This is a genomic window from Paraglaciecola mesophila KMM 241 (assembly GCF_000315015.1).
GTDB classification, from domain to species: domain Bacteria; phylum Pseudomonadota; class Gammaproteobacteria; order Enterobacterales; family Alteromonadaceae; genus Paraglaciecola; species Paraglaciecola mesophila.
Genome location: NZ_BAEP01000065.1, coordinates 13,888 through 39,509 on the forward strand (window position 1 = coordinate 13,888; position 25,622 = coordinate 39,509).

A 25,622-nucleotide genomic window follows, 5' to 3' on the forward strand; every position below is an offset into this window, starting at 1 on the left:
CTAAGCGCTGCACACATATAGACAGATATATGCATGCAGTGCTTTTGAAAGCTCTAGCAGGTTATTTGGGTGTTAGGCAGAATGTTAATATTACTGCGAAACAGGTTTAGTTTATCAACGCGACTTTTAATTTCTTCTAATTTCGGCTTATTAGCACCATAAGGGCCAATTGAGCGCTCTTCGTCATATTCAGGTACAAAATTAACGTATACGCTGCCCGTTGAGAACTTCTCTAGTTGATTAAACAGTTCTCTTACCCAACCTTTACATGCGTCGTCCCTATCTGCGGTTTGCCAACGTCCATGAATATTTACCGTGTACGCTGTTGAGCGATGGGGAAAGGCCATAGCATCAGGCGCCACTCGCGATGCAGCGCCGCCTAGCTGAGCCGTAAAAATTTCACATTCATCTGATGGTAACTGTTCAGCTGCGTTGACTAACGTATCGATAAGCTCATCAGTCATTTCGGTAAAATCGCTGGATTTCCAATAATTTCGCGCCCCTGGTGCAAGTAGCGGGTCAAATGCAGCTTGCCACGCAGCATAAGGGACAGGGCCAACCGCATCAGCTAAGGGCTTTGCAATACTGCGAAGTGGTGCGAGTGCCGCTTCACCTTTTGCTGTATCTCCCACGTATATCATTGGCAGAATAATGACGGGCTTACCGTGATGTTCGGGGGCCAGAAAGGGAAAGGGCGGTGCTTTGCGCATGACAGGCCAGCAACTTGCTTCATCCGGCATTGATTTGGCGATGTCGCGGAATGTGCGTAGAATTGATTTCGCTTCGGTAAGAGGGAATACGACCGGGCCGCCAAACACTATTGGTCCAACAGGATGCAATTTCAATTCAAATTGTGTTACTACCCCAAAATTACCGCTTCCGCCACGTATAGCCCAAAATAGTTCGCTGTTTTCCTGCTCTGATACATGCAGGAACTCGCCCTGAGCATCAACTAGATCAACGCTAATAATATTATCAACGGTATGCCCAAAAGAACGGCTTAACCAGCCATATCCGCCACCCAACGCCAGACCTGCAATCCCTGTTGTTGAATTAATACCAGTCGGGACTGCCAGACCGAAGCGTTGAGTCTCATGATCAATATCTCCCAAGCAAACGCCGCTTTGCACTCTTGCTATACGCGCCTTAGGATCAACAGAAATACCTTTCATACTGCTCATATCTAACGTGAGGCCGCCGTGACATAAAGCGCTCCCCGCGATATTGTGGCCACCGCCTTTCAATGAGATTAACAGTTCATTCTTCCGAGCGAATTGTATTGTTGTTACCACGTCAGCGGTTCCACTGCAGCGGACAATAAGGGCGGGGCAGATGTCTATCATGCCATTCCATAGTGCTCGAGCCTCTGCGTAACCAGCAGTGTCAGGTAGTAACACCTCACCGCGAATAGAGGAGGTGTACTGTTCAAACTGTTGCGTATTTATATCCTTCTTTTGGCCATTAAGGCCCATAATATGAATGTTCATATCGTCACTCCTTTGGTTGATTTCTAACCAAGGGTAGGCGTTAGCAAAAATGCAGTCTAGTGAACATTTTGCACTAGGGGGTACAAGTTGTTTACTGGCTAGGGTGCTAAATACACGTTTAGGGCGTATGCTAAATTGACCTTTCACTGAGGAATGCCACTGTGAATACAACCCCCTATGGGCAGTATTGCCCACTAGCAATGTCTGCAGCTTTTCTATGTAATAAATGGACATTATTGATCTTTAGAGAGTTACTGTTTGGTTCAACAAACTTTAATGATATAAGCCGAGGAGTGCCGCGAATGTCGCGCACATTGCTGTCGAACCGCTTGAAGGAGCTGGTCAATATTGGCTTGATAACGCGCCAGGAAAAGCAGGCAACAGGACAAGTTGATTATGTGTTGACTGAATCAGGTAAAGCCCTAGAGTCAGTGGTTTTCTCGATGGCTAGCTGGGGTCAGGAGTGGTTAGAAACCGAGCCATCATTGGATAATATTGATGGTAGTTTCTTGATGTGGGACATTCGACGTAATGTGAGAATACACGAAGATTTGCCTAACCTTTTTATTGCCCATTTTTTTCTGACTGACATGCCTGAGAATAAAAGCGAGTATTGGTTGATATTCGAAAATGGGCAAGTGGATTTATGTTACGTGGACAGAGGGTTTAATGTAGATGTAAACATTGAAGTGGCTGCGCGCGAACTTACCAAAATTTGGATGGGCTGGGAGGACTTTTCCGCTGCAGTTAAAGACCAAACATTGAAATTCAGAGGACCTAAGAAATACACCGAAATTGCCGAATATTGGCTAGGTTGTAGCACGCTTGCGCATATCAAAAAACGCGAAGGGCACTTACTCGTGTCTGAGTAAGTGCAGGATACTGTTTTATTCGTTCGAACTTAGGTTATGAGTAACATTGCTATCACTAGGTGATACCCGCCATATTATATTACCTACATCATCTGCCACCAATAAATTGCCGCTCTTATCAAACTCTACCCCGACAGGGCGGCCTTGGGCTTCATCTTCTTGGTTTAAAAATCCTGTCAGAATATCAATAGGTTTCCCCGCAGGTTGTTGATCCTTAAAGGGTACAAAAATGACTTTATAACCAGCTTTAGGTTCACGGTTCCAAGAGCCATGCTGGCCGATAAACATGCCTTCGCTTATATCGTTTAGTGCATGCCCACCTCGTGTGTACATTAACCCTAGTGATGCGGTGTGAGCGCCTAATGCATAATCGGGTTTAATAGCACGCTCTACTAACTCAGGCTCTCGCTGTTCGACTCGGGTATCAATATTTTGCCCGTAGTAACTATAGGGCCAACCGTAAAACCCGTTTTCTTGCACTGACGTCATATAATCGGGCACTAAATCGTTGCCCAGCTCATCTCGCTCATTGACTGCGGTCCATAATGTATCATTGACCCAGGTCATGCCCACTGGGTTACGTAATCCAGAAGCGAAAACACGATGCTCACCAGTTGCAATGTCGATTTCCCAAATAGCAGCCCGGCCAATTTCGGCTTCAAATCCATTTTCTGCAATATTACTATTGGAGCCAATCGAGGCATAAAGTTTAGTGCCTTCCTTATTGGCTATAAGGTTTTTAGTCCAATGATGATTGAGTTTCCCCCCAGGCAGTTTGACTAATTCGGTGGCTGTAGCTGTGATTTCAGTTTGGCCTTGCTGATAAGGAAAACTCACCACGGCATCCGTATTGGCAATGTACAACGTATTGCCTATGAGTGTCATGCCAAAGGGAGAGTGAAGGTTTTGCAAAAATATGGTTTTCGTTTCCGCCACGCCGTCCTTATCAGCATCTCTCAATAAAGTGATACGATCAGCACTTGGAGTGCCCGCACCAGCCTTCGCCATAATTTTGCCGGCAATCCAGTCCTTAATCCCGCTATCGTCTTGGCCTTTCTGAGGCTTGTTACTCTCAGCCACCAATACATCACCGTTTGGCAAAGTGTAAAGCCATCTGGGGTGATTTAAATCCGTCGCGAAGCGATTCACCTGGATTGAATCCAAAGGAGTCGTAGGTTTCTCGCCCTCAGGCCAGCCTACAGCGCTTGCGATGTTCACACTAGGGATAAGCGAACTGTCAGGCTCAACTAAGGTCGGCTCTTCGCCAAAGGTAACAGCAGGGTCTATTTTAGAGCTTTCGCTGCAACCGCTTAAGCCAATGAGTGAAACGATCAGCGCTGTGCTCCCAATGGCAGGGGTAAAGCGTTTAAAATTTGATAACGAGGGGCCGAAAAATGTACGTAGAGGGAACATGAAATCTCCTGAAACTCACTAAACTAGGTGAATCTAGCGTCTTATGGTTAATGATATACAGTGGATACGATAGTACACATATAGCAATTTTTTTGCCGCTTATTGTTAACGAAAAAATTAATCGTAAACCTTTATATTTCCCTGTTATTACGCCCCACAGCTTGAATACAGTGGATCTGCATAATGTACTGGATTAAGTAATATTTGCGTTTTGTGTAGCAAATTTACGTACTGTAATGCTCTGGTAGTAAATTACGCTACCGGGCGTTAAGGCGCGAGTTAATTAGTGGCGAGTGAACAGGCGGCGCTTAGTTCAGTAGGGTATCATCTCGGTACATGCTGTACTTTTGCACAAGTTCTTCAAGTGCCGCAGACTCTTGCACTTCAAGTAACGCTTGATTGAATCTATTTCTGAGCTCCTCGTTCAAGAAGCCCACTCGATAATGATTAGGCGCAAAAAGGTTGTGCACGGTCACTGGGGTCAGTTGGTTGCTGGGCTCTATAAGGGCCTGCAGGTGAGCAAAAATGTTTATGTCCATAATCACCACCGACACATTACCATTTAACAGCATTGCAACTTGCTTCTGCTGGTCCGGCAGTTCGACGTAAAGAGGGGCTTTTTGGGCAGCAAGTGCAAACTCTTGGCCGAGATTCTTAGAAGCGGTTTGATAAGCTGATATGACATACTGCTGTAAATCTTTCGGCTGGTGTAACTTAATATCTCTGGCCTGTAATGTCACCGCCACATTTTGGTATTCGATATAAACATCACTCAAAGAAATACCGGATACATCTGCAGTGTCACTGACTGTGAGCACAGCCTGAACTTTCTGGTTTTTTAACATGCTGAGGCTACGTCCATAAGGGACATAGATTGGTTTGAAGGTATAACCCATTTTAGCGAATACATGGCGGGCTAAATCAAGCTCAAACCCACTGTTATCCGCTGAGTTAACATAGGGTGGTTTTGACCAGCCTACGGCTACCTCAATATCGTTCGTTTTTGGTTCAGCCGACGCATTAACGGGCAAAAAGAAGAAAACTAGCGCTATCCACCTTTTGTTCACTGTTAGAGCGCCTCGAAAATTCATTATCTTCCTTTCGCTTTTATAAAACCAATTTATGGTGGATTGACTAAGTCACATTGAATGAGGCTATTTTCAGAGCAATTTCACACAAAGTCATCTGTTAATCGCGAAAACGAGGCAAAGTTAGCCTAATTGACTAGGCTTTTGCCATATTTCGACTCTGTGCTAACAATTCCATACTGTGCAAACGAGCGTTTTGATCATGTATAGGAAATGAAAAAATCACCTCATCTACCTTAGTGTTTTCAATGAATCGCGCTAATTGTGAATGCGCGGTCTCGGGCGAGCCAACAATGGCATATTGTAAAGTGTGAGCAATCATTGACAGTTCAGCTGGGCTGCATACCGTATTAATATCATCAACTGGCCGTGCGAATGGCTTGTTGGCACCCCGGCGCAAATTAGCGAATTGTTGTTGTAATGAGGTATATAAGTATTGTGCGTCTTCATCTGTATCAGCAATAACGGCCATCACACCTGCCATCGTATAAGGCTGCGTTAATTGCGCAGACGGTTTGAACTGACTGCGATATATATTCAACGCATCAAACAGGGCATCTGGTGCAAAATGGGATGCAAACGAATAGGGCAAACCAAATTGTGCTGCTAATTGGGCACTGTATAAACTGGAGCCAAGTAACCACAATGGCACATGACTGTCGCAACCAGGAATAGCGAGGATCGATTGGTCAGCGCTTGGTGCCCCTAAGTAAGTTTGTAAGGCGCGAATGTCATTAGGGTAGTCTTCCACACTGGCTTGCATATTACGTCTTAACGCTCTTGCTGTTGCCATGTCCGTGCCTGGTGCACGGCCCAAGCCTAAGTCAACTCTGTCTGGGAAAAGTGCAGCCAAGGTACCAAATTGTTCGGCAATGATAAGTGGGGAATGGTTAGGTAACATGACGCCACCGGACCCTATCCGAATCTTGTGTGTGGCAACGCCAATGTGACCAAGCACCACCGAGGTAGCTGAACTGCCGACACCGCGCATACCATGGTGCTCTGCTAACCAAACTCGATTGTAACCCAATTGTTCTGCTTGCACCGCCATCTGGCGACTGTTTTCGAGTGTCTGAGAAATGTTTTGCCCCTGAGCAATGGGGGCTAAATCTAAAATTGAAAACGCAGTGGTACCTGTCATATTGCTTGTCCTAAAGTCCGGCTAATCAGTGACAAGTGGGGATGTTTTTAACCGAAAACAAGCGCCAGTCATGATTTGTCACTATTTGATTTATCTATGTTTATCTATTAAGCGTTCAGGACTAATAAGCACCCACGACTAAATACGCAGATAAATCCTGCAAAGGTTGGATCACGCTTTGCTGCTGACCTTTAAACACAACCCCATCATGGGGTCCTTGCAGTGTCAAGGTGTCACCTTTTCTAACTAATGCCGTGCCTTCTTTGATACCTAACACCGGCATCGCTGGGTTTAAAACACAAAACTCCGCTATTCGTTGGGCGCGTGTTTCACCGTTATGACCAGGGGGTTGATAATCGCTGTAATGAGGGTTGAGTTGAAAAGGCACTAAACTAAGAGCATCAAACGAAGGGGGATAGACAATAGGCATGTCATTGGTCGTTCGAATTGAATTTCCACAAATATTTGAGCCGGCGCTCCAGCCAACATAGGGCATACCGTTTTTGGCTCGTTCACGTATAGGATCCATGAGGCTATTTTTATAAAGCTGGTTTAACAAATGAAATGTATTGCCGCCTCCCACCATAACAGCATCAGCTTGAGCAATGGCAGTCACGGGGTTACTAAAAGACTCGATGCCAACAATATTGAGCTTCGGCAAAGCGGTTTGTACTTTTTCGGTATAACTCGGCCAATCAATGGTCACTCCGGCATAGGGAATAAACACAATACGCTCACACTTAGCTAAATGCTCAGCAATCATTTGACTGGCATGGTTTAAATATCCTTCATCACCTGCACGTGAGCTGCTTAACATTAATAAATTCAAAAGTGTTCCTTGGTATGCAAGTTGAACCAAAATGATATCAATTCAATCAACAAATTTCAGGCAATAAAAAACCGGCTACTTGACGAAATACAATTATTTCTCAGGTGCCGGTTTTATTTAAGTTACTTAATTAAAAACGTTTTTTCACCGTAATCCCATAAGTAGCAGGCTCAGCCATATAGGCGTTTAACTTACCTTCTTGCAACGGTGTGTTGAAGTTGGTGCGGTTAATGTACTCTTCATCCAATATATTACGACCCCACAAAATCACGTCCATATCGTATTCAGTGAAGTTCATGAACAAACGTAAGTTCAAGATATTGTAAGAATCTTGGACCGCGTATGGGTCGTTACTGCCATCTAGTATCACATCACCTGTGTAACTGTACTCACCTTGAATATAGGCATAAATGCTATCACTCAATTCAAAGTCTTTTTTGACACTTAACACCGCGTAGTTTTCTGGCTCGCCACCAGGGCGGTCTCCTGAGCGGTCACAAAATCCATCGGTTGGATTAACACGACCAGGGTCGTCAATACCTGTATGCCATGAGTAAGCCGTCCAGCAGTTGCCTGCTTCGAAGGTTTTATATTCAGCATTGACCAACGCATAGCCGAAGTTCACTTCCACAGTATCCATGGGGATCCACGTGGCTTCTAACTCCATGCCTGATATTTCATAGTCACCGGCGTTTTGTAGGTTAAAACCATTTCCTGTAAAGGTGTTCGCTTGAAAGTCATCAACCGTGGTGTAATGGGCGGCGGCATTTACACGAAAATTTTGTTCGCGGAAATCCTTTTTGATCCCGACTTCAAAAGATTGAGACGTTTCGGCGTCAAAGATTGGGTTAAAGCTGGCCGCGATGCGATCGGTATTGGTTCCACCTGATTTATAGCCGTTACCGTATGAGGCATACAATAACGTGTCGGCGTTAGGTTGGTAGCTCAACTTTAAGGTACCGCTGATTTGATCGTCGCTTAGACTTTCTTGAATATTGCTGCGCGGGCGAGTGGTATCCCCTAGCAGTGGAAATGCCCAACCTGCTTCACTAAACCCTTGGAATGTGCCCAATGCGGCTTGGCCTTCTGCCGTGGTCAAATCAATTGCACCTGCAGCAATGCCGCCAGCTACCGTTAACGCCGATACTAAATCCACAGGAGTGTTGTCTGCTAAGCCATTGATGCCAGGCCCTACTTCCGTGAATACAGTCAGTAAGTCTTTTTTCTCTTTGGTGAAACGTAACCCTGCGGTTACGGTGAATTCGTCAGTGAGTTTGTAATCAAATTGCCCAAAAATGGCGTAGCTTTTGTGTTCTTGCTCGGCCATGTGATCAAAGCCTGTACCTGCAGGAGCTGCAGCCGCTCTTGGGGCAATTAATCCTGCAGAGGCAAGGCCATCAATGCCTCCTAATAACGCGTCAAACGTGCCAGGAGCTCCGGTTAACCCATCAACTGTTTGGCCCAACACGCTCAGCGCGAAGCCTTCGAATATGTTGTCAGTGTATAGGCTATAGTTTAGGTCCAAGTCTTGAGTAAAATAATAAGCGCCTAAAATAAAGTTCAAATCTTCACTGGTATAATCTAAGCGAAATTCCTGAGAAAAAGAGCTTTGCTCAGAATCATTTAAGGTGCCAAATAAATCTGCGTCCGTGAAATCACTGTCAATATTGTCGTAGGAATCAAATGCACGTATGGCCGAAATTGAAACAAAAGTGTAATTTTCGTCTAGTTCCCAATCGAGTTCGGCAGAAAGCCCGCGGTCTTTCATGGTCGCTACAGGTAAAAATGAAACGGCTACTTCTCTGTCAAAAAAAGCTTCTCCACCTTCAAATCGAGTTCCGCCTAATTGGTCTATCGCCGCATCGGTACCAAATTTACCTGGAATTTCATTTGCTTGAAAGTTGCTTAGCTGCACCGGGGCGCCACAGCAAATTTCGTCTATTTCCGCATAGTCAGCAATTACACGAAGAGATATATCTTCGCTCGGGGTATACAGGGCTTGTAAGCGCCCCCCGAAACGGTTTCTGTCGTTAAGTACATCTTCACCAAAATTTACATCATCTATGGTGCCGTCACGATCGCTTGAAAAGCCTGTTACGCGAAAGGCTAGAACATCTTCTATCGCTGATAAAGAGACAGCACCTGACAAATTCACTAATCCATAGTTACCCACTGTGGCTTCAACAAAGCCATCGCCACCGCTATGACTTGGCGCCACGGTTGACAATAAAATGGCGCCAGAAGGGGTGTTTTTGCCAAATAAGGTACCTTGTGGGCCTCGCAGTACTTCTACGGCCGCGACATCAACTAGGTTGTTGATCATGGAATTTTGACGAGCGCGATAGACACCATCAACGTATAAGCCAACCGAAGACTCTAAACCGAAGTTTTGAGAAGAGGTGCCTACGCCGCGAATAGAAAAACTTGAATTTGTGGCGCTTTGGCTTTGAAAGGCACCTAGGCCGGGGACATTTGTTTGCAAGTCATACATGTCTTTGATGACAGCCTCTGCCATGGCCTCACCACTGAATGCACTAACAGACACTGGGACTTCTTGCAGGTTTTGCGCGCGTTTTTGCGCAGTAACGGTAATGGTCTCAAGCCCCTTATCGTCAGGAGCGACCTCCTGGGCGACGGAAATTCCAGCGTTTAGCGCAAGTGCTAAACCGATAATTGAAGCGACGGGGGTACGTTTTAAGCGATTGGGTAAAATGGGCATTTTATACTTCTCTCAATGTATTAGCTCTGAGTCCTCACAACTTATTATTCGAATTTTTGCTGTGAGGAGCGACAATATCCAACACATTGCCTGAGAAGCAACTAGTCAGATGAGCACAAGAGTGCAAGTTTTTCTAACTAAAGTAAATAATACGTTAGTAAAATGTTAAGAGCGGTTTTTGCTTTATGATATCAACCAGTTGGAATGTACGCCGCACCGTTGCTGCGATTGAGAATTAGCATAATGTAAATCAATACAAAACCATTAAAAGAATCAATTAAACTAATAATAGCTTTGTCTCTACTATCATTTCAGTTTCAAATTGAGGTGGTTCAATGTCAGAGTTTTATATCGTGCGACATGGTCAGGCGTCTTTTGGCGCGGCCAATTACGACAAACTTAGCGAGTTAGGTCATCAGCAGTCAGTTTGGTTAGGTGAGTATTTCGCTCAGCGGAATATGACATTCGGTCAGCTCTGGTTAGGGGAAATGGTCCGCCATCAGGAAACTGCCGCCGGTATCTGTAAGGGCTTGAACACAGATATCGCGAGTACCACACATACCGGTTTAAATGAGTTTGATTTTCAGAATATCGCAGCCGCCTACTTAGCCAAGCACCCAAATGACGCGGTGCAAAAAGGCGCCCCTCCAGCAGAGTTTTATCGCTTGTTGAAAAAAGCCATGGGCGCTTGGTCTGCTGAGCAGCTCGACCCTAGTATGCTCAATGAAACATGGGGGCAATTTCGCCAACGTGTATTTGACGTACTCGATGTATTAGGGCAAAAAAGCCACGATAAACCTGTTTTGTTGGTGAGCTCGGGTGGTGCCATATCTATGCTAATGAGCATTGTACTTGAGCTTGAGGCGAAGCATGTCATCGAGCTGAACATGCAAGTACGCAACGCCAGTTACAGTCATTTCTTTTTTAATCGCGACACTGTGCGGTTAAGCAGCTTCAATAATGTACCTCACCTTGATATACCCGAGCGTGTTGGTGCCGTTACGTTTAGTTAAATGGAATAAAATACTATGAATTTCGATTATTCAGAAAAAACACAAGATCTTATCGCCCGTTTAGAAGCGTTTATGGATGAGCACATTTACCCTAACGAAAAGCAGTATCTTGTAGATGTTCAGGCGGCATCAAGCAATCCTGAAACACGCTGGAAAACCTTGCCTTTGATTGAAGAGTTAAAGGAAAAAGCCAAAGCTGCAGGTTTGTGGAATTTATTTTTACCTGAAGAGTATTTGCCCTATGGCGCCGGTTTAAACAACCTTGAGTACGCCCCTTTATGTGAAATCATGGGCCGTGTCATGTTCAGTTCAGAAGTATTTAACTGCAGTGCTCCTGATACAGGCAATATGGAAGTGCTTGCCCGTTATGGCTCAGAAGAAGACAAAAAACGCTGGTTAGAGCCTTTGCTTGAAGGCAAGGTGCGCTCTGGGTTTGCGATGACTGAGCCTGCGGTAGCCTCATCTGATGCCACTAATATTGAAACGTCAATTGTGCGTGACGGTGGTGAATACGTCATCAATGGACGTAAATGGTATACCAGCGGTGCCATGAATGAAGACTGTAAAATTTTAGTGGTAATGGGTAAAACTGACCCCAATGCCGCCCGCCATGAGCAGCAGTCACAAGTACTCGTGCCTATCGATACTAAAGGAGTAACTGTTGTGCGCCCACTAAGCGCCATGGGGTTCTATGATGAGCCAGTAGGGCACGCTGAAGTATTGTTTGACGATGTACGCGTACCTGCTTCCAGCCTATTAATGGGTGAAGGTAGAGGGTTTGAAATCGCTCAAGGGCGTTTAGGACCGGGCCGAATTCACCATTGCATGCGCTTAATTGGTTGTGCACAGCGTGCGCTCGATTTGGCCTGTGAGCGGGTAGAGTCTCGGGTTGCATTTGGTCAGCCGCTTAGCAAGCAGCAGTCGGTACGTGAAAGCATTGCTAAAATGCATTGCGAGATTGAACAGGCACGGTTACTAACACTTAAAGCTGCTGACAAGATGGATCGTTATGGGAATAAGGTCGCACGAGACATTATCGCAGCGATTAAAATAGTCGCCCCTTCTATGGCGTGTAATGTGATTGATCAGTCAATACAGATGCACGGAGCAGCGGGCACCAGTCAAGACTTTATCTTGTCAGCTAGTTATGCTTACGCGCGCACGATTCGCTTAGCTGATGGCCCAGATCAAGTGCACATGATGCAGCTAGGACGCAATTTAATTAAAGATCACAACGCATAATTGGAGTGTGAGCAATGAGTAAGCAAAGCGGTGTAGAGCAACTAGATGAAGCAACATTAGCCACCTATTTAGCTCAACATATTGCCGGTTTTAGTGGCCCAGTAAAGGCCACTAAATTTGCAGGTGGACAGTCAAATCCTACTTTTAAATTACAAACTGCGAACGCAACCTATGTGTTACGTCGCCAACCGCCGGGTAAGTTGTTGAAATCAGCCCATGCGGTCGACCGTGAATATCGAGTTATCAAAGCATTGGAAAACACTGATGTCCCAGTGGCCAAGGTTTATCATCTTTGTGAAGACGTTGATGTCATTGGCAGTATGTTTTATGTCATGGAGTTTATGGACGGCAACGTCTATTGGGACAGTTCGTTACCGGAAATGGCCGATAAACAAACCCGCAGCACCATGTACCAGAATATGGTCACAGTCATGGCGACCATGCACAGTGTCAATGTGGATGAGGTCGGCCTAGGGGACTATGGTAAGCCGGGTAATTACTTTGAGCGCCAAATAAGTCGCTGGACCAAGCAATATCGTTTATCTGAAACCCACGAAATTCCTGAAATGGATCAACTTATAAGTTGGTTAGAAACAAACATTCCAGTCGATGATGGCAAAGTCTCGTTAGTACACGGTGACTACCGTATGGACAACTTGATGTTCGCCAAAGATTCATCAGACATTATTGCTGTGCTGGATTGGGAGTTATCGACTTTGGGTCATCCGTATGCCGATTTAGCTTACCAGTGTATGCAATTACGCCTACCAGATAACGTAGGTAAAGCGACTGGGCTGGGTGATGTAGACAGAGCAGCTCTGGGTATTCCAAGTGAAGAGGAATACGTCGCACAATACTGCAAACTGGTAGGTATTGATGGCATAGAGAACTGGAATTTTTACTTGGCATTTAGCTTTTTCAGACTAGGGGCTATCGCACAAGGTGTGGCTAAGCGCGCGGTTGACGGCAATGCATCGAACAAAGAAGCGCTGCAAGTAGGCAAGCTTGTGCAACCTTTGGCGCAATACGCCCTAAAAATTCTTAAATAAATAACAGCTACATACGCCGCCGATTAAGCGGCGTTTTAACAGATAACGGAGTCAAACATGAAAGCCATCGTATGTAATGCTTTTGGTCCAGTAGAGGACTTGGAATACAAAGACGTACCAGACCCAAAAGCTGGCAAAGGCCAAGTCGTCGTAGACATTAAAGCCTGTGGCGTTAACTTTCCTGATGGGTTAATCGTACAAGGGCTGTATCAAATGAAGCCTGAAGTGCCGTTTATACCGGGTAACGAAGTAGCAGGCGTGATCAGCGAAATCGGTGAAGGCGTTCCACATCTTAAAGTCGGGCAACGTGTCATCGCCTTGTGTATGTTAGGTGGCTACGCTGAAAAAGTAGCCTGTGCTGCGACGCATGTCATGCCGCTGCCAGATGAAATCTCTTTTGATGAAGCGGCAGGTCTTGTGACTGCCCATGCTACAGCACACCATGGCCTTAAGCAGCGGGCTAATATTCAGCCGGGTGAAACCTTGCTGGTAACAGGTGCTGCTGGTGGCACTGGGCTTGCTGCAGTGCAAATTGGTAAGCAAATGGGCGCCAAAGTGATTGCGGTGTGCTCAACTCAAGAAAAGCTCGACATGGCCAAAGCCAACGGTGCTGACATTTTAATTAATTACAGTGAAGTTGATTTAAAGAGCGCGATTAAGGACGTCACCAATGGTAAAGGCGTTGATGTGGTATACGAGTGTGTTGGCGGTGATACATTCCACGCCTGTTCACGCTCTATGGCATGGAATGGTCGCTTACTGGTCGTTGGTTTTGCAGGTGGTACTATTCCTGAATTTCCAGTGAATTTATCATTGGTGAAGGGTTATTCCGTGGTCGGCGTGTTTTGGGGCTCGTTTACTCAGCATCAACCACAAGACTTCGCTCAAAATATGAAAGAGTTATTAACCTGGTATGTGCAGGGCAAGGTGAAAGTGGTTGTCGATGAAGCATTGCCTTTAGCGCAGGCAAAAGATGCATTGAATAAAGTTATGGGCCGAGAAGTAAAAGGTAAAATGTCACTTAACCCTTAGTTTTTTGTCTCTTGTCTTAACTCCTGTTCTGATTATCGTCCTAACTTGTTCTTCGAAACACATGTTATACACAAAAAAACGGGCCTCAATTGAGGCCCGTTTCGTTTTTGATGCGTGTTGAACAACAAAATTAATCATTGTCTTTTTACTTGCGTCAGTTCCAACACCTTGAGTAAATTTGTTGCCAACACGCTAAAACAGTATTGCGCTATAAGGTGACTATATACGGTCGTTTAAAACAGCAACAATAGGTGAGGCGGTTAAGCCATTTTCTGATGCCCAAGCCACAACTGTTTTTCCGTCTTGCTCAGGAGAGCTTAAATCACTTTTAGGCATTTTTTTAACCATTAGGGTGCCTGTTTCAACCGCATCATTTAACATCGCGGTACGGATAAGGCTGTTGCCACCACAGCTGATGCCAGAATAGTAATCTTGTAACTTAAGGCGGTAATCAGACTGCACGCGTTTCATCTTTTTACGTAACTCGCCTTTATCATCGGCTTTTACGATAGTGCATATATTTTGTAATGCTTCGGCTACGTCCGCTTGTGCAGGGGCAGCGAAGATAATAGATGTAGCGGCGATAGCGATAGAAGCTTTAACAATTTTCAACATGGTCAATTCCTCGGTTTTCAATTTGATGTTTAAATACAATCTCGTTTCGTTGAGGTTATTAAACGCCATGTAGCTTGATTAAAAAATCTACAAGGTGATACTAAGGTATAAGGCTCTATACCTTAGGCTAACCCAAAGCATACTTTAAGTGACCCCCGCAGCGTCACACTTTGTTGCAGTTATAAGCTAGTGCTGAACACGTGCAGCTGCTTTACTCTACCCTAGGTTAAGTGCGTTATTTAGTGTGATAGGTAACTGGTTTAATGCAAAGAAACGAAATAAGGAGAACGTCATGAAAGTGATGTACAGAGTGTTGTTATCTATTGCAGTCATTCTTGCTGCGTTATTATGTTATTCGGCAGGGAGTATGACAGGTGTGGTGGCTTTTTTCGTGTTAGGCATTGTGCTAGAAGGGGTATTTTGGCTCGGTATTGGTAAAATTTTCAGACGAAAAGCGAGTTAATCAGCGCCGTTACCTTTGTTCAGCGCTCAATGCAAAGCTAACTTGAGCACTGCGGCATGCCATATTATTCATAGGGCATGAATTAGGTTGCTAGCTGGTTACAGGTCAGGGTACTCATCAACAGCCACTAACATATCTGTGATCAAGCGTTGTTCATCTTCAGTCAATTCTGGTCGCCATATATCAAATAACAACACCACACGCTCCTCGTTGCTATTGTTCCATGCTTCATGTTCTATGCTGTCATCAAAAATAAGGGCCTTACCTTCCTCCCATTCTCGGGTTTGGTTTCCTACGCGTAGACCACCACAATCTTTCGGTACAATAATGGGCAAATGACATATCAACCGAGTGTTCAATAACCCATGGTGAGGTGGTATTTTAACGCCAGCTTTTAGTTTAGAAAACAGTGCCACTGGTGTTTGCCCAGCAATAAAAGGTAAGGGAGCAGATTTGAGCGCTTGCATGGTTATAGGGCACTGGCGAGTGATTGATTCGTCCAACTTACCATAGCGCCATAAGTAGGCGGCCGACCAGTTCAAGTTGTCAACAATATCAAGGTGTTTAGCAAAATTTGGCTCATTATTGCCGCTATCCAGATAAGGCGAAAACTGTTCTTTTCCTCCCAACATTGCCTCTAGCTCAGCTTTCATTTGGGGTGTTTTTGCTTCCAACTCACTGAGCCAAGGAAACTCATCACGTTCAAAGAATGCTCTTTGAGGTAATCCTGGAAAGTAAAACCGTGTAGGTTGTTGCAGGAATATTTCTTTTTTACCGAAACTAATATCTAATGCCTCATCGAAGCGACGGCTGATCTTACCCCTTTGATAACCCTTCTTTTGCAGTGCTTCAAGTAAGTAGTTAGAATATTGGTTATCATGCTTTTCACGAAGTGCTAAACCTCGTTGCAAACCTCGTACAATTTCATCGGGCAAGTTTTGCTGACCTTCTGTTAGCTGTAATGCCCCTTCATAGAATGCTAAAGCGCTTCGCTCTTGCTGGTTGTATACCAGTTGGTCCGCCTTGAAAATTAATGCCTTAACGTTTTTCGGTTCTTTTTCCAAGACTTTTTCGATCGCTGAAATAGACGCTACAAAATCGTTCAAATGAGAGCACGCATAAGCCAATCCAAACCAAGCGTGAGTCACATTAGGTGCTAGGCTACATAAGTGCTGAAAGCTGTTTCTGGCTTGCTGTATTTTACCCTGTTGTAATAGTTCGATGGCAGACTGCAGTTGCAGCGCCGTAGAAGAGGTGTCGCTCATGAGATGTTCCTTATTATTATCGTGTTAAGCTACTTTCTTAGCCGCGAAAAAACAAGTTCCTCTTTTCGTTTTATCGTCTTTTACTGTCACTGTGAGCTTCAAATTCAACCGTGAAATACTCACCAACCAACTGCCCGGGAATTAAAAAAATGACCTACAAAGACATTATTCAGTTTTGGTTTAATGAGCTTACGCCATCCCAGTGGTGGCAAAAAAGCGCAGCTTTTGATGCTGATCTAAAAGAACGATTTTTCGATGTTCATCAGCAAGCGATCCACTGCGAACTGAGTCATTGGCGCGCCTGTGCTTTAGGGCGCTTGGCGGAGATCATTGTGATAGATCAGTTCTCGCGCAATATTTACCGCGATACCGCTAAAGCATTCTGTTACGACCCACTAGTACTTGCTTTAGCACAAGAGGCAGTAGCCGTAAAAGCGGATGACGCCCTAAGCGAATCCCAGCGTAATTTTATGTATATGCCGTTTATGCACAGTGAATCTTTGCTTATTCATCAGCAAGCGCGGTCCTTGTTTGAAAACAAAGCAAGTCAACATACCTTCGATTTTGAGTTAAAGCACATGGCGATTATCCAGCGCTTTGGCCGTTACCCCCATAGGAATGATATTTTGCAGCGCAGTTCGAGTAAAGAAGAGCGGGTATTTTTAACCGAGCCTAACTCAGGTTTTTGAACGCATGGTGTTGATAAACAGGGTAGGTAGATAAAGGCTAGGGGGAAAAAGCAGGCGCGAACGTGATATTCGAGCCTGCTTATATTGCAACAGAATCTAAGCTCAATCAGCTATTATTCGCTTTTAGATGTGTCTTTATCTGTGCGATGCTCATCAAACCACCACAGGATATAGCCTACCTTCGCCATTAGATTACTTGGCCTTGCGTAAATGCCGTGTGATGCGCCGGGTATACGCACCATTGCTGATTCAACACCCTGTAATTTCAACGCTTGATAATACTGCTCTGTTTCCGAAATCGGCGTGCGGTGATCTGACTCACCAGTGAGCAACATAGTGGGTGTGGTGACGTTGCCTACATAACTGATAGGCGAGTGCTTCATGTATAAATCTTGTGCTTCCCACGGCTTTTTACCAAACCAATTTTTATAGAAAAACGGGTAGAAATCAGACGTTAGTACAAAGCTGTACCAATTTATTACCGGCTTGGCGACGACGGCTGCGGTAAATCGCTCGGTGTGTCCCACTATCCATGCGGTCAAGGTGCCGCCACCTGAGCCGCCTGTAACAAATAAGTTTTGCTCATCGATTGCGCCTTGGGCAATAACGGCATCAACGGTGGACATCAAATCATCGTAATCTTGACTTGGGTAGTTTTTATCAATGGTTTGCGCGAAGTCTTTGCCGTAGCTATCACTTCCTCGCGGGTTTGCGTATACCACCACATAACCTTGAGCCGCCATAAGCTGAATTTCAGTGGAAAAATGCGGCCCGTAATTGGCAACCGGTCCACCGTGTATTTCCAGAATAAGCGGGTAGCGTTTGCCTTCTTTTTTGCCTTGTTCAAATCCTGGCGGGTAAGCAACCCATGCCTGAATAGGCAATTCATCAAAAGACGACTTAAGGTTCAATGGTTTAATGCTTGCAATGTCTTTGTGGGCGAGGGCATCTTCGTTTAATTGGGTGAGTAAATTGGCTTTGTCACCTTTTTTGATAGCGATGTCGGCTGGGCGCTGCGGGTTCGAGTAAGTGAACGCCACGGTGCCATTGTTGGCTACATCAAACTCACCGCCTGAGTAAGGACGTCCAAACGCCAAGCCACCGACTTTATCAGCAACAATCTTCCGTTCACCTTGTAAGGGCTGGTATGCCACATAGGTTTCACCCTTATCGTCATAACTTAGGTACAAACCTTTGCTATCGCTCGCCCATTTTATACTACCTACCGAGCGGTCGAACTCAGAGGTAAGGGAGCGACTCACGCCGCCATTAGCATCCATGATGTAAAGCTGAGTATTCTCGTAGTTGGTGTATTTTTCGTCATATCCCAAATAGGCAATCAATTTGCCGTCAGGAGAGACCAATGGACTGTTATCTGGACCAATGCGATCGGTTAGCTGCAGCATATCGCCACTTGCTACATCCACTTTATATACGTTGTCATCAGTAAGCTCTAAATCGCTGTCAGGACGAAGATTAGCCGAGAAGACTATGGCTTTGCTATCGCGGCTCCAACTGATGCTCCCTGCGTGGTCAAACTCGCCTTGGGTGAGTTGCCGTGGGGTTCCGCCATCCGCTGACAGTACAAAAATTTGGCTATTTCCCGCCGGGATATAACCCGCACCGTCTGCCCGATAAAACAAATCGTCGATAAATATAGCCGAGTCCGCCCATTTGGCACCCTCTGGTTTACCTGACAAATTCACGGGGGATTTAGGCGTACCTTTTACAAACTGACTAAATGCGAGCATTTTACCGTCGGGAGACCAACTAAGATTAGAAGGAGAGCCAGTTAGGTGAGTCATTTGACCCGTTTGCCCGGTGTTTAGCCATTTAATATGAATTTGGGCAGCGCCGCTTGCGGTCGATATATAGGCTAACTTGCTTTCGTCTGGCGAAAGAGTAGGACTATAATCCGCGTGCAAACCATTGGTAACTGGGGTCATCACCTTGTTTTTGTCGACCTTCCAGATATTGCCACGCTTTTTATCGTTTTGAATATCCATGTAGTTACGTACAAAGTAGACCGTTTCACCATCGTTGGTAATATCCAGTCCTGAGGCGTATTCCAAGGAGAAAACATCCTCCAGTTTAAGTGTGTTTTTTGCTGTATCAGCCAGCGAGTAGCTACTGTTAAATGCAATTGGTGCAGCCAGCATCGCCAGCGCTACAGATTTTTTAATCAAATTCACGTGCATGTTCCCTGTCGTTTTTGTTATTTATTCGTTTTATCTTCAATAAACTAGCACAGTCATTGGTTATCAAGAATACCCAATGAGACAGACTACAAATGTTGCCGGTCAGTTGCACAAGTTTATGCTCAATTAATATCTAAGTTTAGTCATGTTGTAGTCATTTAATGGCACCTCAACCCTAGCAAATAGTGTAAAATTCGCTTTATCAACAGCGGCATATTTATACTCAATAGATGAAGTTAGAACAAAGCACGACAATAGACGTAACCAACTTACCGATCAACGAAGCCATAACCTGCAGTACGTGCCGGGCGAACTGTTGCCGCCTTGAAGTGATGTTGATAACAGATACGGGCGTGCCTGAAAAGTATATTGAAGAAGACAAATGGGGCGGGGAAGTGATGCTTCGTTTAGAAGACGGCTGGTGCGCTGCGGTCGACCGAGAGACCATGCTGTGCACTATATATGAGAACCGCCCGCTTATTTGCCGTGAGTTTGAGATGGGCGGCTTTGAATGTCTCGATGAACGCACATGACAAAACGTCAAAAGCGTAAAGGCCATGAGCTGGCGTTTTAGGAGCGCTCACCGGCATCTACCCTATGGCAGTGAGCGATTAATCAACTCCTCAAGGATCGTTCATCCCTAATAACGATTAGCATCCATTGGATATACAGGATTAGCGATTTGGCCGCTGGGGTAGAGCAGCTTTTAACTCTGCTTCAGTTACGTTCAGTGCTTTGGCTACTTTGGCCAAATCAGCCTGAGGGCCGCCTGCTTCATCCATGGCTTGCATCAATTGAGCTTGCGTTACGCCAAGTTTTTCCGCTGCTTTATCGAATCCAGGGGGGGCCATGTCACCGTCTCTATCCATATTTTGAGGGCGACCGCCGCCGGGTGGCTCGTTACGGGTGATTTCAGTCCCTTCGGGTGGATGGGCGCCAACGCCTGCTTGGGCGGTAGTTGAGAAATTGTTTTTAGCCACCACGCCTTTTAAGCATTTAGGTAAATTTGGAAATTCACTGGTTGAATGGTAATGATAGGCGCTAATATCACTGTCACCAATCAATCCTGTATGACCATTACATTCGTCTAAGTCTGTCGGCATGACATCATCGGCATCGACACTGCCATAAATGGGCACGCCATCAAAAGCATAACCGAACAGCGCCGCTGGATCTTGGGTCAAGTTAGTGCACTTGGCGTCCACATGCTCATGGGCGTATACGGTATCAATATCGCTGGACGTGCCGTGATAGTGGTACCAACCACCTGGGTCAACATGGCCAGCGCAGGTGTCTAACGCGGGTAGATGACCAGTGCGCTGCACACTAGGGGCATCAGAGAAAATAGGCACGCCAGCAAGAGCAATACCCACTTTAGATACCACGCCTAAACGCGATGCTGTTTCTGCCATCACAGGCGTGGTCGGTATCAATAAAGTGATTTTAACGTCTTGGTCTTCTGATACTTGAATACAAGCATGATCGACAGTGGGTTTGGCTGTCGCATTATCCACAATATGCACCGTGCCGTCGTCATCATAAAAGGTATAGCCTTGTTCATTCAGCATGGTGAGAAAGTCTTTATCTAAACGATATAAACCAGCCTTTGTGCCGTCCCAGTCCCAGATGCCGCCTTGAGCATCGAGTGTTTTAGGGCAAAATGGGCCAATTTCCATCTCATCAGGCAGATACTTAACTACCAACTTCGCACATTGGGCGTTATCGCCATTTTCTAACGTGCAGTCCACAATTTCTGGTTGCTTGGCCAACGCATTGAGGCTGAATAAATTGATATCCACTTGAGATGCATCGGCTGTTGCACTTTGCACTGCTGTGGATTTTTGAGTTGATGAGGAGTCATCACCGCAAGCCGAGATGGCAAGGGGAGCGGCGAGCGCAATAAGCGCGAATCGAAGTGGTTTTAGTATTCGCGTTTTGTCAGCGGATAATGGGTATATATTGCTGCGTGTTAGTGTATGACGGCGGGTCATAGGGCACCTTGTGTTAAGTGATTGTATTAAGCTTAATGAATACTGATAGATATTAACCATGCTCGAAGAGATAACGCATTGCTCAACTATATTTAGCATCAGCACGGATCAATCCTGTAGCTGGCTTTCTCACCTATTTGGACATCAGTATGATGACATTCAACAAATAATACCGCATTCATCACGCAGGCTTTAATGAATTAAGCTGGATTACCGCCTTGAAGTGTGCAGAACCGGTGCAAATGTGTGACGGGATCTAAATAACCTGAATACTGGATAAGCCGAGCCTCTCGATAACGCTCTTTTTGTGCCTAACTGCGTTGGATTGTCTAGCAATAACTCGTTACTACACACGCCAATCCGCCTTGCTATGCACGAAAAATTTCGTCACCGAGTAAGCTATAGAGTAAAACAACTTGGGTGTAAATTCGTAAGTTATTGAATTATAGCATTAAATTATATTGGAGCGACATTTCTTATCCAGAACTCAGGTTAAATAGCGAAGTATTACACTCGATATGTATTTACGTGTTCATGCGCTTGCGCGCCAATTTACATAGCTGTTTTAGTTGTACGTATATTGCTGAACTTGCCAGATTCCCCATGTTTATGCGCAGGCAGTCATTACATAAGCGAGTGCTTGAGAACTGAGCCCCTGCTTTTACATACACGCCTTTTTCGCTAAGCTCGTCCGCAAGTGTTTGTGTGTCTACTGCAGGCAGTGTAAGCCATAGCACTAAGCCGCCGCTGGGGGCGTACACATCAGCGTGTGTTGGTAAGTGCGCATGCAAAAACGCGATGTATTGGTCACTGTTTGTCCTGAGCGCTCGATTCACCTTATTTATATGGGTGGCGTAATAACCTTTGGCAATGTAACGCGCCAGCGCTAGCTGTATAGGCTGATTGACCCCTAAAGTTCTCGCCTGACGTTGACGAATAAATTTATCGGTAAATCTGCCCGCCACGCACCACCCAATTCGCAGGCCTGGTGCAAGCGTTTTTGACACGCTAGAGCACCAGATCACCCAGCCTTGTAGATCATAATATTTAATCGGCAACGGTATTGTCCGCTGATGACTAAGCTCTCTAAAGACATCATCTTCAATAATGGGTACCTGATATTTTGAGGCCAGCTCAGCAATGGCTTGCTTTTGTTCGTTACCTAAACTGTGCCCCGTGGGGTTTTGATGATTAGCGGTGAATAAACAGGCTTTGACTTTTTGCGTTATTAGAGCGCTTTCGAGCTGGACCAAATCCATGCCTGTTTCCGTGCTTGGAATTTCAATAACAGCGCGCCCAATGGTAGCGAGAATATCCAGCAAACCTGAATAACAGGGTGAGCTAACAGCGATAACATCGCCAGCCTGACTGACGCTTTCCAGCGCAATTAACACGGCATCTAAGCAGCCATTCTAAGAGTCGTTATGTACAATTTTAAGGCCACTGACGCTCAAGAGGAGAAGCGGAATATTTGTTTACGATTTTGTTCGCTATTTACTGGGATCGTTGGGGACTTTGGGTATGATATGCCTGAATAATAAAAGACGCCTACAAAGGTCATCTGTACGAGTCGTATGGAAAAGTCAACTAAAGCACACTTATATCAGGGAACAATATGATTCTTAAACACACTATTAAACCGCTCATTTTGGGTGCGTTGACGTGCATAAGCGCGCTCGCACTTGCCGCACCGCAGTCTGGTTTGACACCATTCGCTGCTACGCCAAAATCTCTTACTAAAGCCGCTAACTGGCCATCGGTTCAATATGATAGTGCTATTCCCAATATGCAAAGCGTGCTGGGCTACTCAGTTGGCGAGCGTATAACGTCACACCCAGACATGCTGCGCTTTTTTGAAGCCCTGCAACAAGCCGCTCCTAAGCAGATTAAACTGTTCGAATACGGGGAAACGTGGGAAGGGCGTAAGCTTATTTATGCGGCCATTGGCACTGAGCAAAATATTGCCAGCTTGGGGCAGTTCTCTACTGATATGCAGGCATTGTCTGACCCGCGTATCACCAATAAAAGTAAAGCCAAAAATTTAATGAACACGTTGCCCTCATCCGTGTGGCTTGAGTACAGCGTGCATGGCAATGAAATAAGCAGTACCGATGCCGCCATGATGACGGCTTATCATTTACTTGCGGGTAAAGGGGATGCAACGGTTGATAACATCATGCAAAACAGCATTGTGTTTATTGACCCTTTGCAAAACCCAGATGGTCGCAGCCGCTTTATTGCCAACTATTATTCTACGGTGGGCATGATGCACAGCAGTGACAGATTATCCGCTGAGCACAATGAGCCTTGGCCTCGTGGCAGGGCAAACCATTACCTTTTTGATATGAACCGTGACTGGCTGGCCATCACTCAGCCTGAAACGAAAGGCCGAATTGCCGGTATGAATAAGTATCGCCCACTAGTCGTCATTGATTTACATGAAATGGGTGGCGATGAAAGTTATTACTTTGCCCCGTCAGCACAGCCTGTTAATCCACATATGACCCAAGCGCAAATCGACAATATCAATTTGGTAGGGCGCAATAATGCTAAGCATTTCGATGCTAACGGCTTTGACTATTTTACCCGGGAAATCTTTGATGCCTTTTACCCAGGTTATGGTGATAGCTGGCCGACCTTTTATGGCGCTGCTGCATCTACCTATGAAGTGGCCTCATCCCGCGGTGAAGTGTATCGCCGCATGGACGGCAAAGACTTGAGTTATGAAGATACCGTATTGCGTCACTTTGTGGCCTCTATTTCCACCGCTGAAACCGTTGCTAACAATCGCAGCAAGTTACTTAAGGATTACTACCAGTATCAGGTAGACGCCATAGATGCAGGTAAGTCTGATAAAAAAGAGCGCGTCTTTATTTTGCCCAATAAACGTGACCGTGCTGGTAACTTCAAGCTGGCTAAACTGATGACAGAGCATGGCGTAGATGTGTACCAAACCACTGAAAAAGTGAAAATGTGCGGTGAAACATATGCACCAGGTAGCTACTACATTGATACCGCTCAACCTCGCGGTCGTTTCGTAAAAACTACGTTCACGCAGCAAGTCGACATGAGTAAAGCGTTTATTAAAGAGCAAGAGCGCCGCCGTAAACGCAAGCTAGGAGATCAAATTTACGATGTAACCGGTTGGTCATTGCCCTTAATGTATAACCTAGACGTCAATACCTGTGGCAAAGGCGTATCGGGTGATCATCGCTTGGTGAAGATGACTGACACCCTTGAGGGAAAAGTAACAAACCCAAATGCTACCGTAGCTTACATTGTACCTTGGGGTGATATGGCCGCAGGGCGCTTTTTAACCGCGGCCTTACAGCGAAATATTACTCTTAAAACCGCTGACCGAGCGTTTACCTTAGATGATAAAAAACGCTATCCAGCGGGCAGTTTAATTATTGAAGTGGCGGCTAATGACAATGCTATTGCTGCAACTGTGCAAGATTTGGCAGCCCAAAGTGGTGCCATCATCGATGGTGTGAATACCAGCTGGGTAACAGACGGCCCCAGTTTTGGTAGTAATGATACTCACCTAATGAGCGCGCCCAAAATCGCCATGGCCTGGGATGACCCCACATCATCACTCAGTGCGGGCAATACCCGCTTCGTGATTGAGCAACAATTTGGCTATCCGGTCAATGCCATTCGTACTTCGACGTTAGCAAGCGCAGATATACGTCATTATCAGGTGCTGATCTTACCGGCAGGGCGTTATCACAGTGGCCTAGGTCAGGCAGGTGCACAAAATATAAAGCAATGGGTTGAAGCGGGTGGAGTGCTGATTACCCTTGGCAGTGCAACGCGCTTTGCGGCTGATGCAGACATTGGTTTACTGGATATAAAACGTGAGTTAGCCATCAAAGAAGAGGGAAGCGCCGAGAAGCCTGATGACGAATTATCAACCGTTCCGGGTAAAGCCTATGTCAACCGTGAAGATTTAGTCAAAGACAGTGAAAACAGTGAAGAGAGCCCTGATTTTGTTGCAGGCATATTGGCCAATGTGGAAGTAGACCAAGAGCATTGGCTCACCGCAGGCGTTGCGCCTGAAGTGGTAGGGCTTGTTTATGGTAACGATATTTTCGCACCTATCCGTTTAGCCTCAGGTAAAAACCTTGCATGGTTTAAAAGCGAGAAAGACGTATTGGCCAGTGGCTACTTATGGCAAGAAAATAAAAAGCAGTTGGCGTATAAGCCATTTCTTATTCATCAACCTAATGGGAATGGAATGGTGATCGCGTTTACCCAAGAGCCTACCACTCGCGCATACCTTGATGGTTTGAATGTGATGCTGATGAACGCTATTTTCAGCGCATCGGCTCACGCTTATGTGGCTAGATAGCTAAGCTGTTAATTGATGATGTATGGCGTTTAGTGCTAGTCAGTACGCGCCAATAAAAACACCAAGTGGGGTCACTTCATACCGCCACTTGACGTTTTTTTGTTTAGCACAGTCTTATTCTTGGTAAACGAGTAATCGTGAAATAGCTTAATCGCATTGGCATAA

General features: G+C 45.5%; 19 protein-coding genes and 1 pseudogene. 9 read left to right on the forward strand and 11 right to left on the reverse strand.

What is annotated here, in order from left to right:
• Positions 1-53: 53 nt before the first annotated feature.
• A complete protein-coding gene (locus tag GMES_RS16145; protein ID WP_226990320.1) occupies positions 54-1,721 on the reverse strand; it encodes an FAD-binding oxidoreductase in 1,668 nt (555 codons plus the stop codon).
• Here GMES_RS16145 and GMES_RS16150 point away from each other — a divergent pair.
• A complete protein-coding gene (locus GMES_RS16150; protein WP_083879622.1) occupies positions 1,688-2,359 on the forward strand; it encodes a winged helix-turn-helix transcriptional regulator in 672 nt (223 codons plus the stop codon). The genes GMES_RS16145 and GMES_RS16150 overlap by 34 nt on opposite strands.
• A 15-nt stretch (positions 2,360-2,374) precedes the next feature.
• On the opposite strand, the gene GMES_RS16155 is transcribed toward GMES_RS16150, so the two are convergent.
• The 5 genes from GMES_RS16155 to GMES_RS16175 all read right to left on the reverse strand — a co-directional run bounded on the left by GMES_RS16155 (position 2,375) and on the right by GMES_RS16175 (position 9,549).
• Positions 2,375-3,772: a PQQ-dependent sugar dehydrogenase gene (locus GMES_RS16155; protein ID WP_006993817.1), complete on the reverse strand. Its 1,398-nt coding sequence runs from the start codon at positions 3,770-3,772 to the stop codon at positions 2,375-2,377.
• A gap of 308 nt (positions 3,773-4,080) precedes the next feature.
• On the reverse strand, positions 4,081-4,863 hold the full coding sequence (locus GMES_RS16160; RefSeq protein WP_006993819.1) for a substrate-binding periplasmic protein: 783 nt from the start codon (positions 4,861-4,863) through the stop codon (positions 4,081-4,083).
• Positions 4,864-4,996: 133 nt separating this feature from the next.
• The gene (locus GMES_RS16165; protein WP_006993820.1) at positions 4,997-6,001 is read right to left on the reverse strand and encodes an LLM class flavin-dependent oxidoreductase; all 1,005 of its coding nucleotides are present in this window, start codon (positions 5,999-6,001) and stop codon (positions 4,997-4,999) included.
• A gap of 121 nt (positions 6,002-6,122) precedes the next feature.
• Positions 6,123-6,830 carry a dipeptidase PepE gene (gene pepE / locus GMES_RS16170; protein WP_006993821.1) on the reverse strand — a complete coding sequence of 236 codons (708 nt, stop codon included), beginning with the start codon at positions 6,828-6,830 and terminating at the stop codon, positions 6,123-6,125.
• Between the two features lie 130 nt (positions 6,831-6,960).
• The gene (locus GMES_RS16175) at positions 6,961-9,549 is read right to left on the reverse strand and encodes a TonB-dependent receptor (protein WP_006993822.1); all 2,589 of its coding nucleotides are present in this window, start codon (positions 9,547-9,549) and stop codon (positions 6,961-6,963) included.
• Between the two features lie 335 nt (positions 9,550-9,884).
• Here GMES_RS16175 and GMES_RS16180 point away from each other — a divergent pair, with 335 nt between their 5' ends.
• Genes GMES_RS16180 through GMES_RS16195 form a run of 4 tightly spaced genes read left to right on the forward strand, consistent with a single transcriptional unit; the run spans position 9,885 to position 13,885 of the window.
• The gene (locus GMES_RS16180; RefSeq protein WP_006993823.1) at positions 9,885-10,562 is read left to right on the forward strand and encodes a histidine phosphatase family protein; all 678 of its coding nucleotides are present in this window, start codon (positions 9,885-9,887) and stop codon (positions 10,560-10,562) included.
• A gap of 15 nt (positions 10,563-10,577) precedes the next feature.
• A complete protein-coding gene (locus tag GMES_RS16185) occupies positions 10,578-11,804 on the forward strand; it encodes an acyl-CoA dehydrogenase family protein (protein WP_006993824.1) in 1,227 nt (408 codons plus the stop codon).
• A 14-nt stretch (positions 11,805-11,818) separates the two neighbouring features.
• A complete protein-coding gene (locus GMES_RS16190) occupies positions 11,819-12,853 on the forward strand; it encodes a phosphotransferase family protein (RefSeq protein ID WP_006993825.1) in 1,035 nt (344 codons plus the stop codon).
• A gap of 57 nt (positions 12,854-12,910) precedes the next feature.
• Positions 12,911-13,885 (forward strand): NADPH:quinone oxidoreductase family protein, encoded by a 975-nt coding sequence (locus GMES_RS16195; RefSeq protein ID WP_006993826.1) that lies wholly within the window; start codon positions 12,911-12,913, stop codon positions 13,883-13,885.
• A gap of 219 nt (positions 13,886-14,104) precedes the next feature.
• Here the strand turns inward: GMES_RS16195 and GMES_RS16200 are convergent, their stop codons facing one another.
• Complete coding sequence (locus GMES_RS16200; RefSeq protein WP_006993827.1) at positions 14,105-14,500, reverse strand: DUF3718 domain-containing protein; 396 nt, start codon at positions 14,498-14,500, stop codon at positions 14,105-14,107.
• Positions 14,501-14,792: 292 nt separating this feature from the next.
• Here GMES_RS16200 and GMES_RS22700 point away from each other — a divergent pair, with 292 nt between their 5' ends.
• The gene (locus GMES_RS22700) at positions 14,793-14,963 is read left to right on the forward strand and encodes a hypothetical protein (RefSeq protein ID WP_006993829.1); all 171 of its coding nucleotides are present in this window, start codon (positions 14,793-14,795) and stop codon (positions 14,961-14,963) included.
• Positions 14,964-15,061: 98 nt separating this feature from the next.
• Here GMES_RS22700 and GMES_RS16205 read toward each other — a convergent pair whose 3' ends face one another.
• Positions 15,062-16,228, reverse strand: a complete 1,167-nt coding sequence (locus GMES_RS16205; protein WP_006993830.1) for an aspartyl/asparaginyl beta-hydroxylase domain-containing protein — start codon at positions 16,226-16,228, stop codon at positions 15,062-15,064.
• Positions 16,229-16,377: 149 nt separating this feature from the next.
• On the opposite strand from GMES_RS16205, the gene GMES_RS16210 reads away from it, so the two are divergent.
• Positions 16,378-16,917: a DUF924 family protein gene (locus tag GMES_RS16210; protein WP_006993831.1), complete on the forward strand. Its 540-nt coding sequence runs from the start codon at positions 16,378-16,380 to the stop codon at positions 16,915-16,917.
• 113 nt (positions 16,918-17,030) lie between these two features.
• On the opposite strand, the gene GMES_RS16215 is transcribed toward GMES_RS16210, so the two are convergent.
• The gene (locus GMES_RS16215) at positions 17,031-19,109 is read right to left on the reverse strand and encodes a S9 family peptidase (protein ID WP_006993832.1); all 2,079 of its coding nucleotides are present in this window, start codon (positions 19,107-19,109) and stop codon (positions 17,031-17,033) included.
• Positions 19,110-19,345: 236 nt separating this feature from the next.
• Here GMES_RS16215 and GMES_RS16220 point away from each other — a divergent pair, with 236 nt between their 5' ends.
• Positions 19,346-19,648: a YkgJ family cysteine cluster protein gene (locus GMES_RS16220; protein WP_033187574.1), complete on the forward strand. Its 303-nt coding sequence runs from the start codon at positions 19,346-19,348 to the stop codon at positions 19,646-19,648.
• A 141-nt stretch (positions 19,649-19,789) separates the two neighbouring features.
• On the opposite strand, the gene GMES_RS16225 is transcribed toward GMES_RS16220, so the two are convergent.
• Entirely contained in the window at positions 19,790-21,106 is a 1,317-nt protein-coding gene (locus tag GMES_RS16225; protein ID WP_006993834.1) for a YHYH protein, read from the reverse strand.
• A gap of 524 nt (positions 21,107-21,630) precedes the next feature.
• A pseudogene (locus GMES_RS16230) lies at positions 21,631-22,503 on the reverse strand (aminotransferase-like domain-containing protein); the annotation flags it as partial.
• A 218-nt stretch (positions 22,504-22,721) separates the two neighbouring features.
• Between GMES_RS16230 and GMES_RS16235 the strand changes: the two are divergent.
• Positions 22,722-25,457, forward strand: a complete 2,736-nt coding sequence (locus GMES_RS16235; RefSeq protein WP_006993836.1) for a M14 metallopeptidase family protein — start codon at positions 22,722-22,724, stop codon at positions 25,455-25,457.
• The last annotated feature ends 165 nt before the right edge of the window (positions 25,458-25,622 follow it).

Excerpts from the sequence above, each read along its gene's own strand:
- GMES_RS16150 (WP_083879622.1), top strand. The coding sequence starts at position 1,688 with ATGTCTGCAGCTTTTCTATGTAATAAATGGACATTATTGATCTTTAGA.
- GMES_RS16145 (WP_226990320.1), bottom strand. The coding sequence starts at position 1,721 with ATGTCCATTTATTACATAGAAAAGCTGCAGACATTGCTAGTGGGCAAT.
- GMES_RS16155 (WP_006993817.1), bottom strand. The coding sequence starts at position 3,772 with ATGTTCCCTCTACGTACATTTTTCGGCCCCTCGTTATCAAATTTTAAA.
- GMES_RS16160 (WP_006993819.1), bottom strand. The coding sequence starts at position 4,863 with ATGAATTTTCGAGGCGCTCTAACAGTGAACAAAAGGTGGATAGCGCTA.
- GMES_RS16165 (WP_006993820.1), bottom strand. The coding sequence starts at position 6,001 with ATGACAGGTACCACTGCGTTTTCAATTTTAGATTTAGCCCCCATTGCT.
- GMES_RS16175 (WP_006993822.1), bottom strand. The coding sequence starts at position 9,549 with ATGCCCATTTTACCCAATCGCTTAAAACGTACCCCCGTCGCTTCAATT.
- GMES_RS16180 (WP_006993823.1), top strand. The coding sequence starts at position 9,885 with ATGTCAGAGTTTTATATCGTGCGACATGGTCAGGCGTCTTTTGGCGCG.
- GMES_RS16185 (WP_006993824.1), top strand. The coding sequence starts at position 10,578 with ATGAATTTCGATTATTCAGAAAAAACACAAGATCTTATCGCCCGTTTA.
- GMES_RS16190 (WP_006993825.1), top strand. The coding sequence starts at position 11,819 with ATGAGTAAGCAAAGCGGTGTAGAGCAACTAGATGAAGCAACATTAGCC.
- GMES_RS16195 (WP_006993826.1), top strand. The coding sequence starts at position 12,911 with ATGAAAGCCATCGTATGTAATGCTTTTGGTCCAGTAGAGGACTTGGAA.
- GMES_RS16200 (WP_006993827.1), bottom strand. The coding sequence starts at position 14,500 with ATGTTGAAAATTGTTAAAGCTTCTATCGCTATCGCCGCTACATCTATT.
- GMES_RS22700 (WP_006993829.1), top strand. The coding sequence starts at position 14,793 with ATGAAAGTGATGTACAGAGTGTTGTTATCTATTGCAGTCATTCTTGCT.
- GMES_RS16205 (WP_006993830.1), bottom strand. The coding sequence starts at position 16,228 with ATGAGCGACACCTCTTCTACGGCGCTGCAACTGCAGTCTGCCATCGAA.
- GMES_RS16210 (WP_006993831.1), top strand. The coding sequence starts at position 16,378 with ATGACCTACAAAGACATTATTCAGTTTTGGTTTAATGAGCTTACGCCA.
- GMES_RS16220 (WP_033187574.1), top strand. The coding sequence starts at position 19,346 with ATGAAGTTAGAACAAAGCACGACAATAGACGTAACCAACTTACCGATC.
- GMES_RS16225 (WP_006993834.1), bottom strand. The coding sequence starts at position 21,106 with ATGACCCGCCGTCATACACTAACACGCAGCAATATATACCCATTATCC.
- GMES_RS16235 (WP_006993836.1), top strand. The coding sequence starts at position 22,722 with ATGATTCTTAAACACACTATTAAACCGCTCATTTTGGGTGCGTTGACG.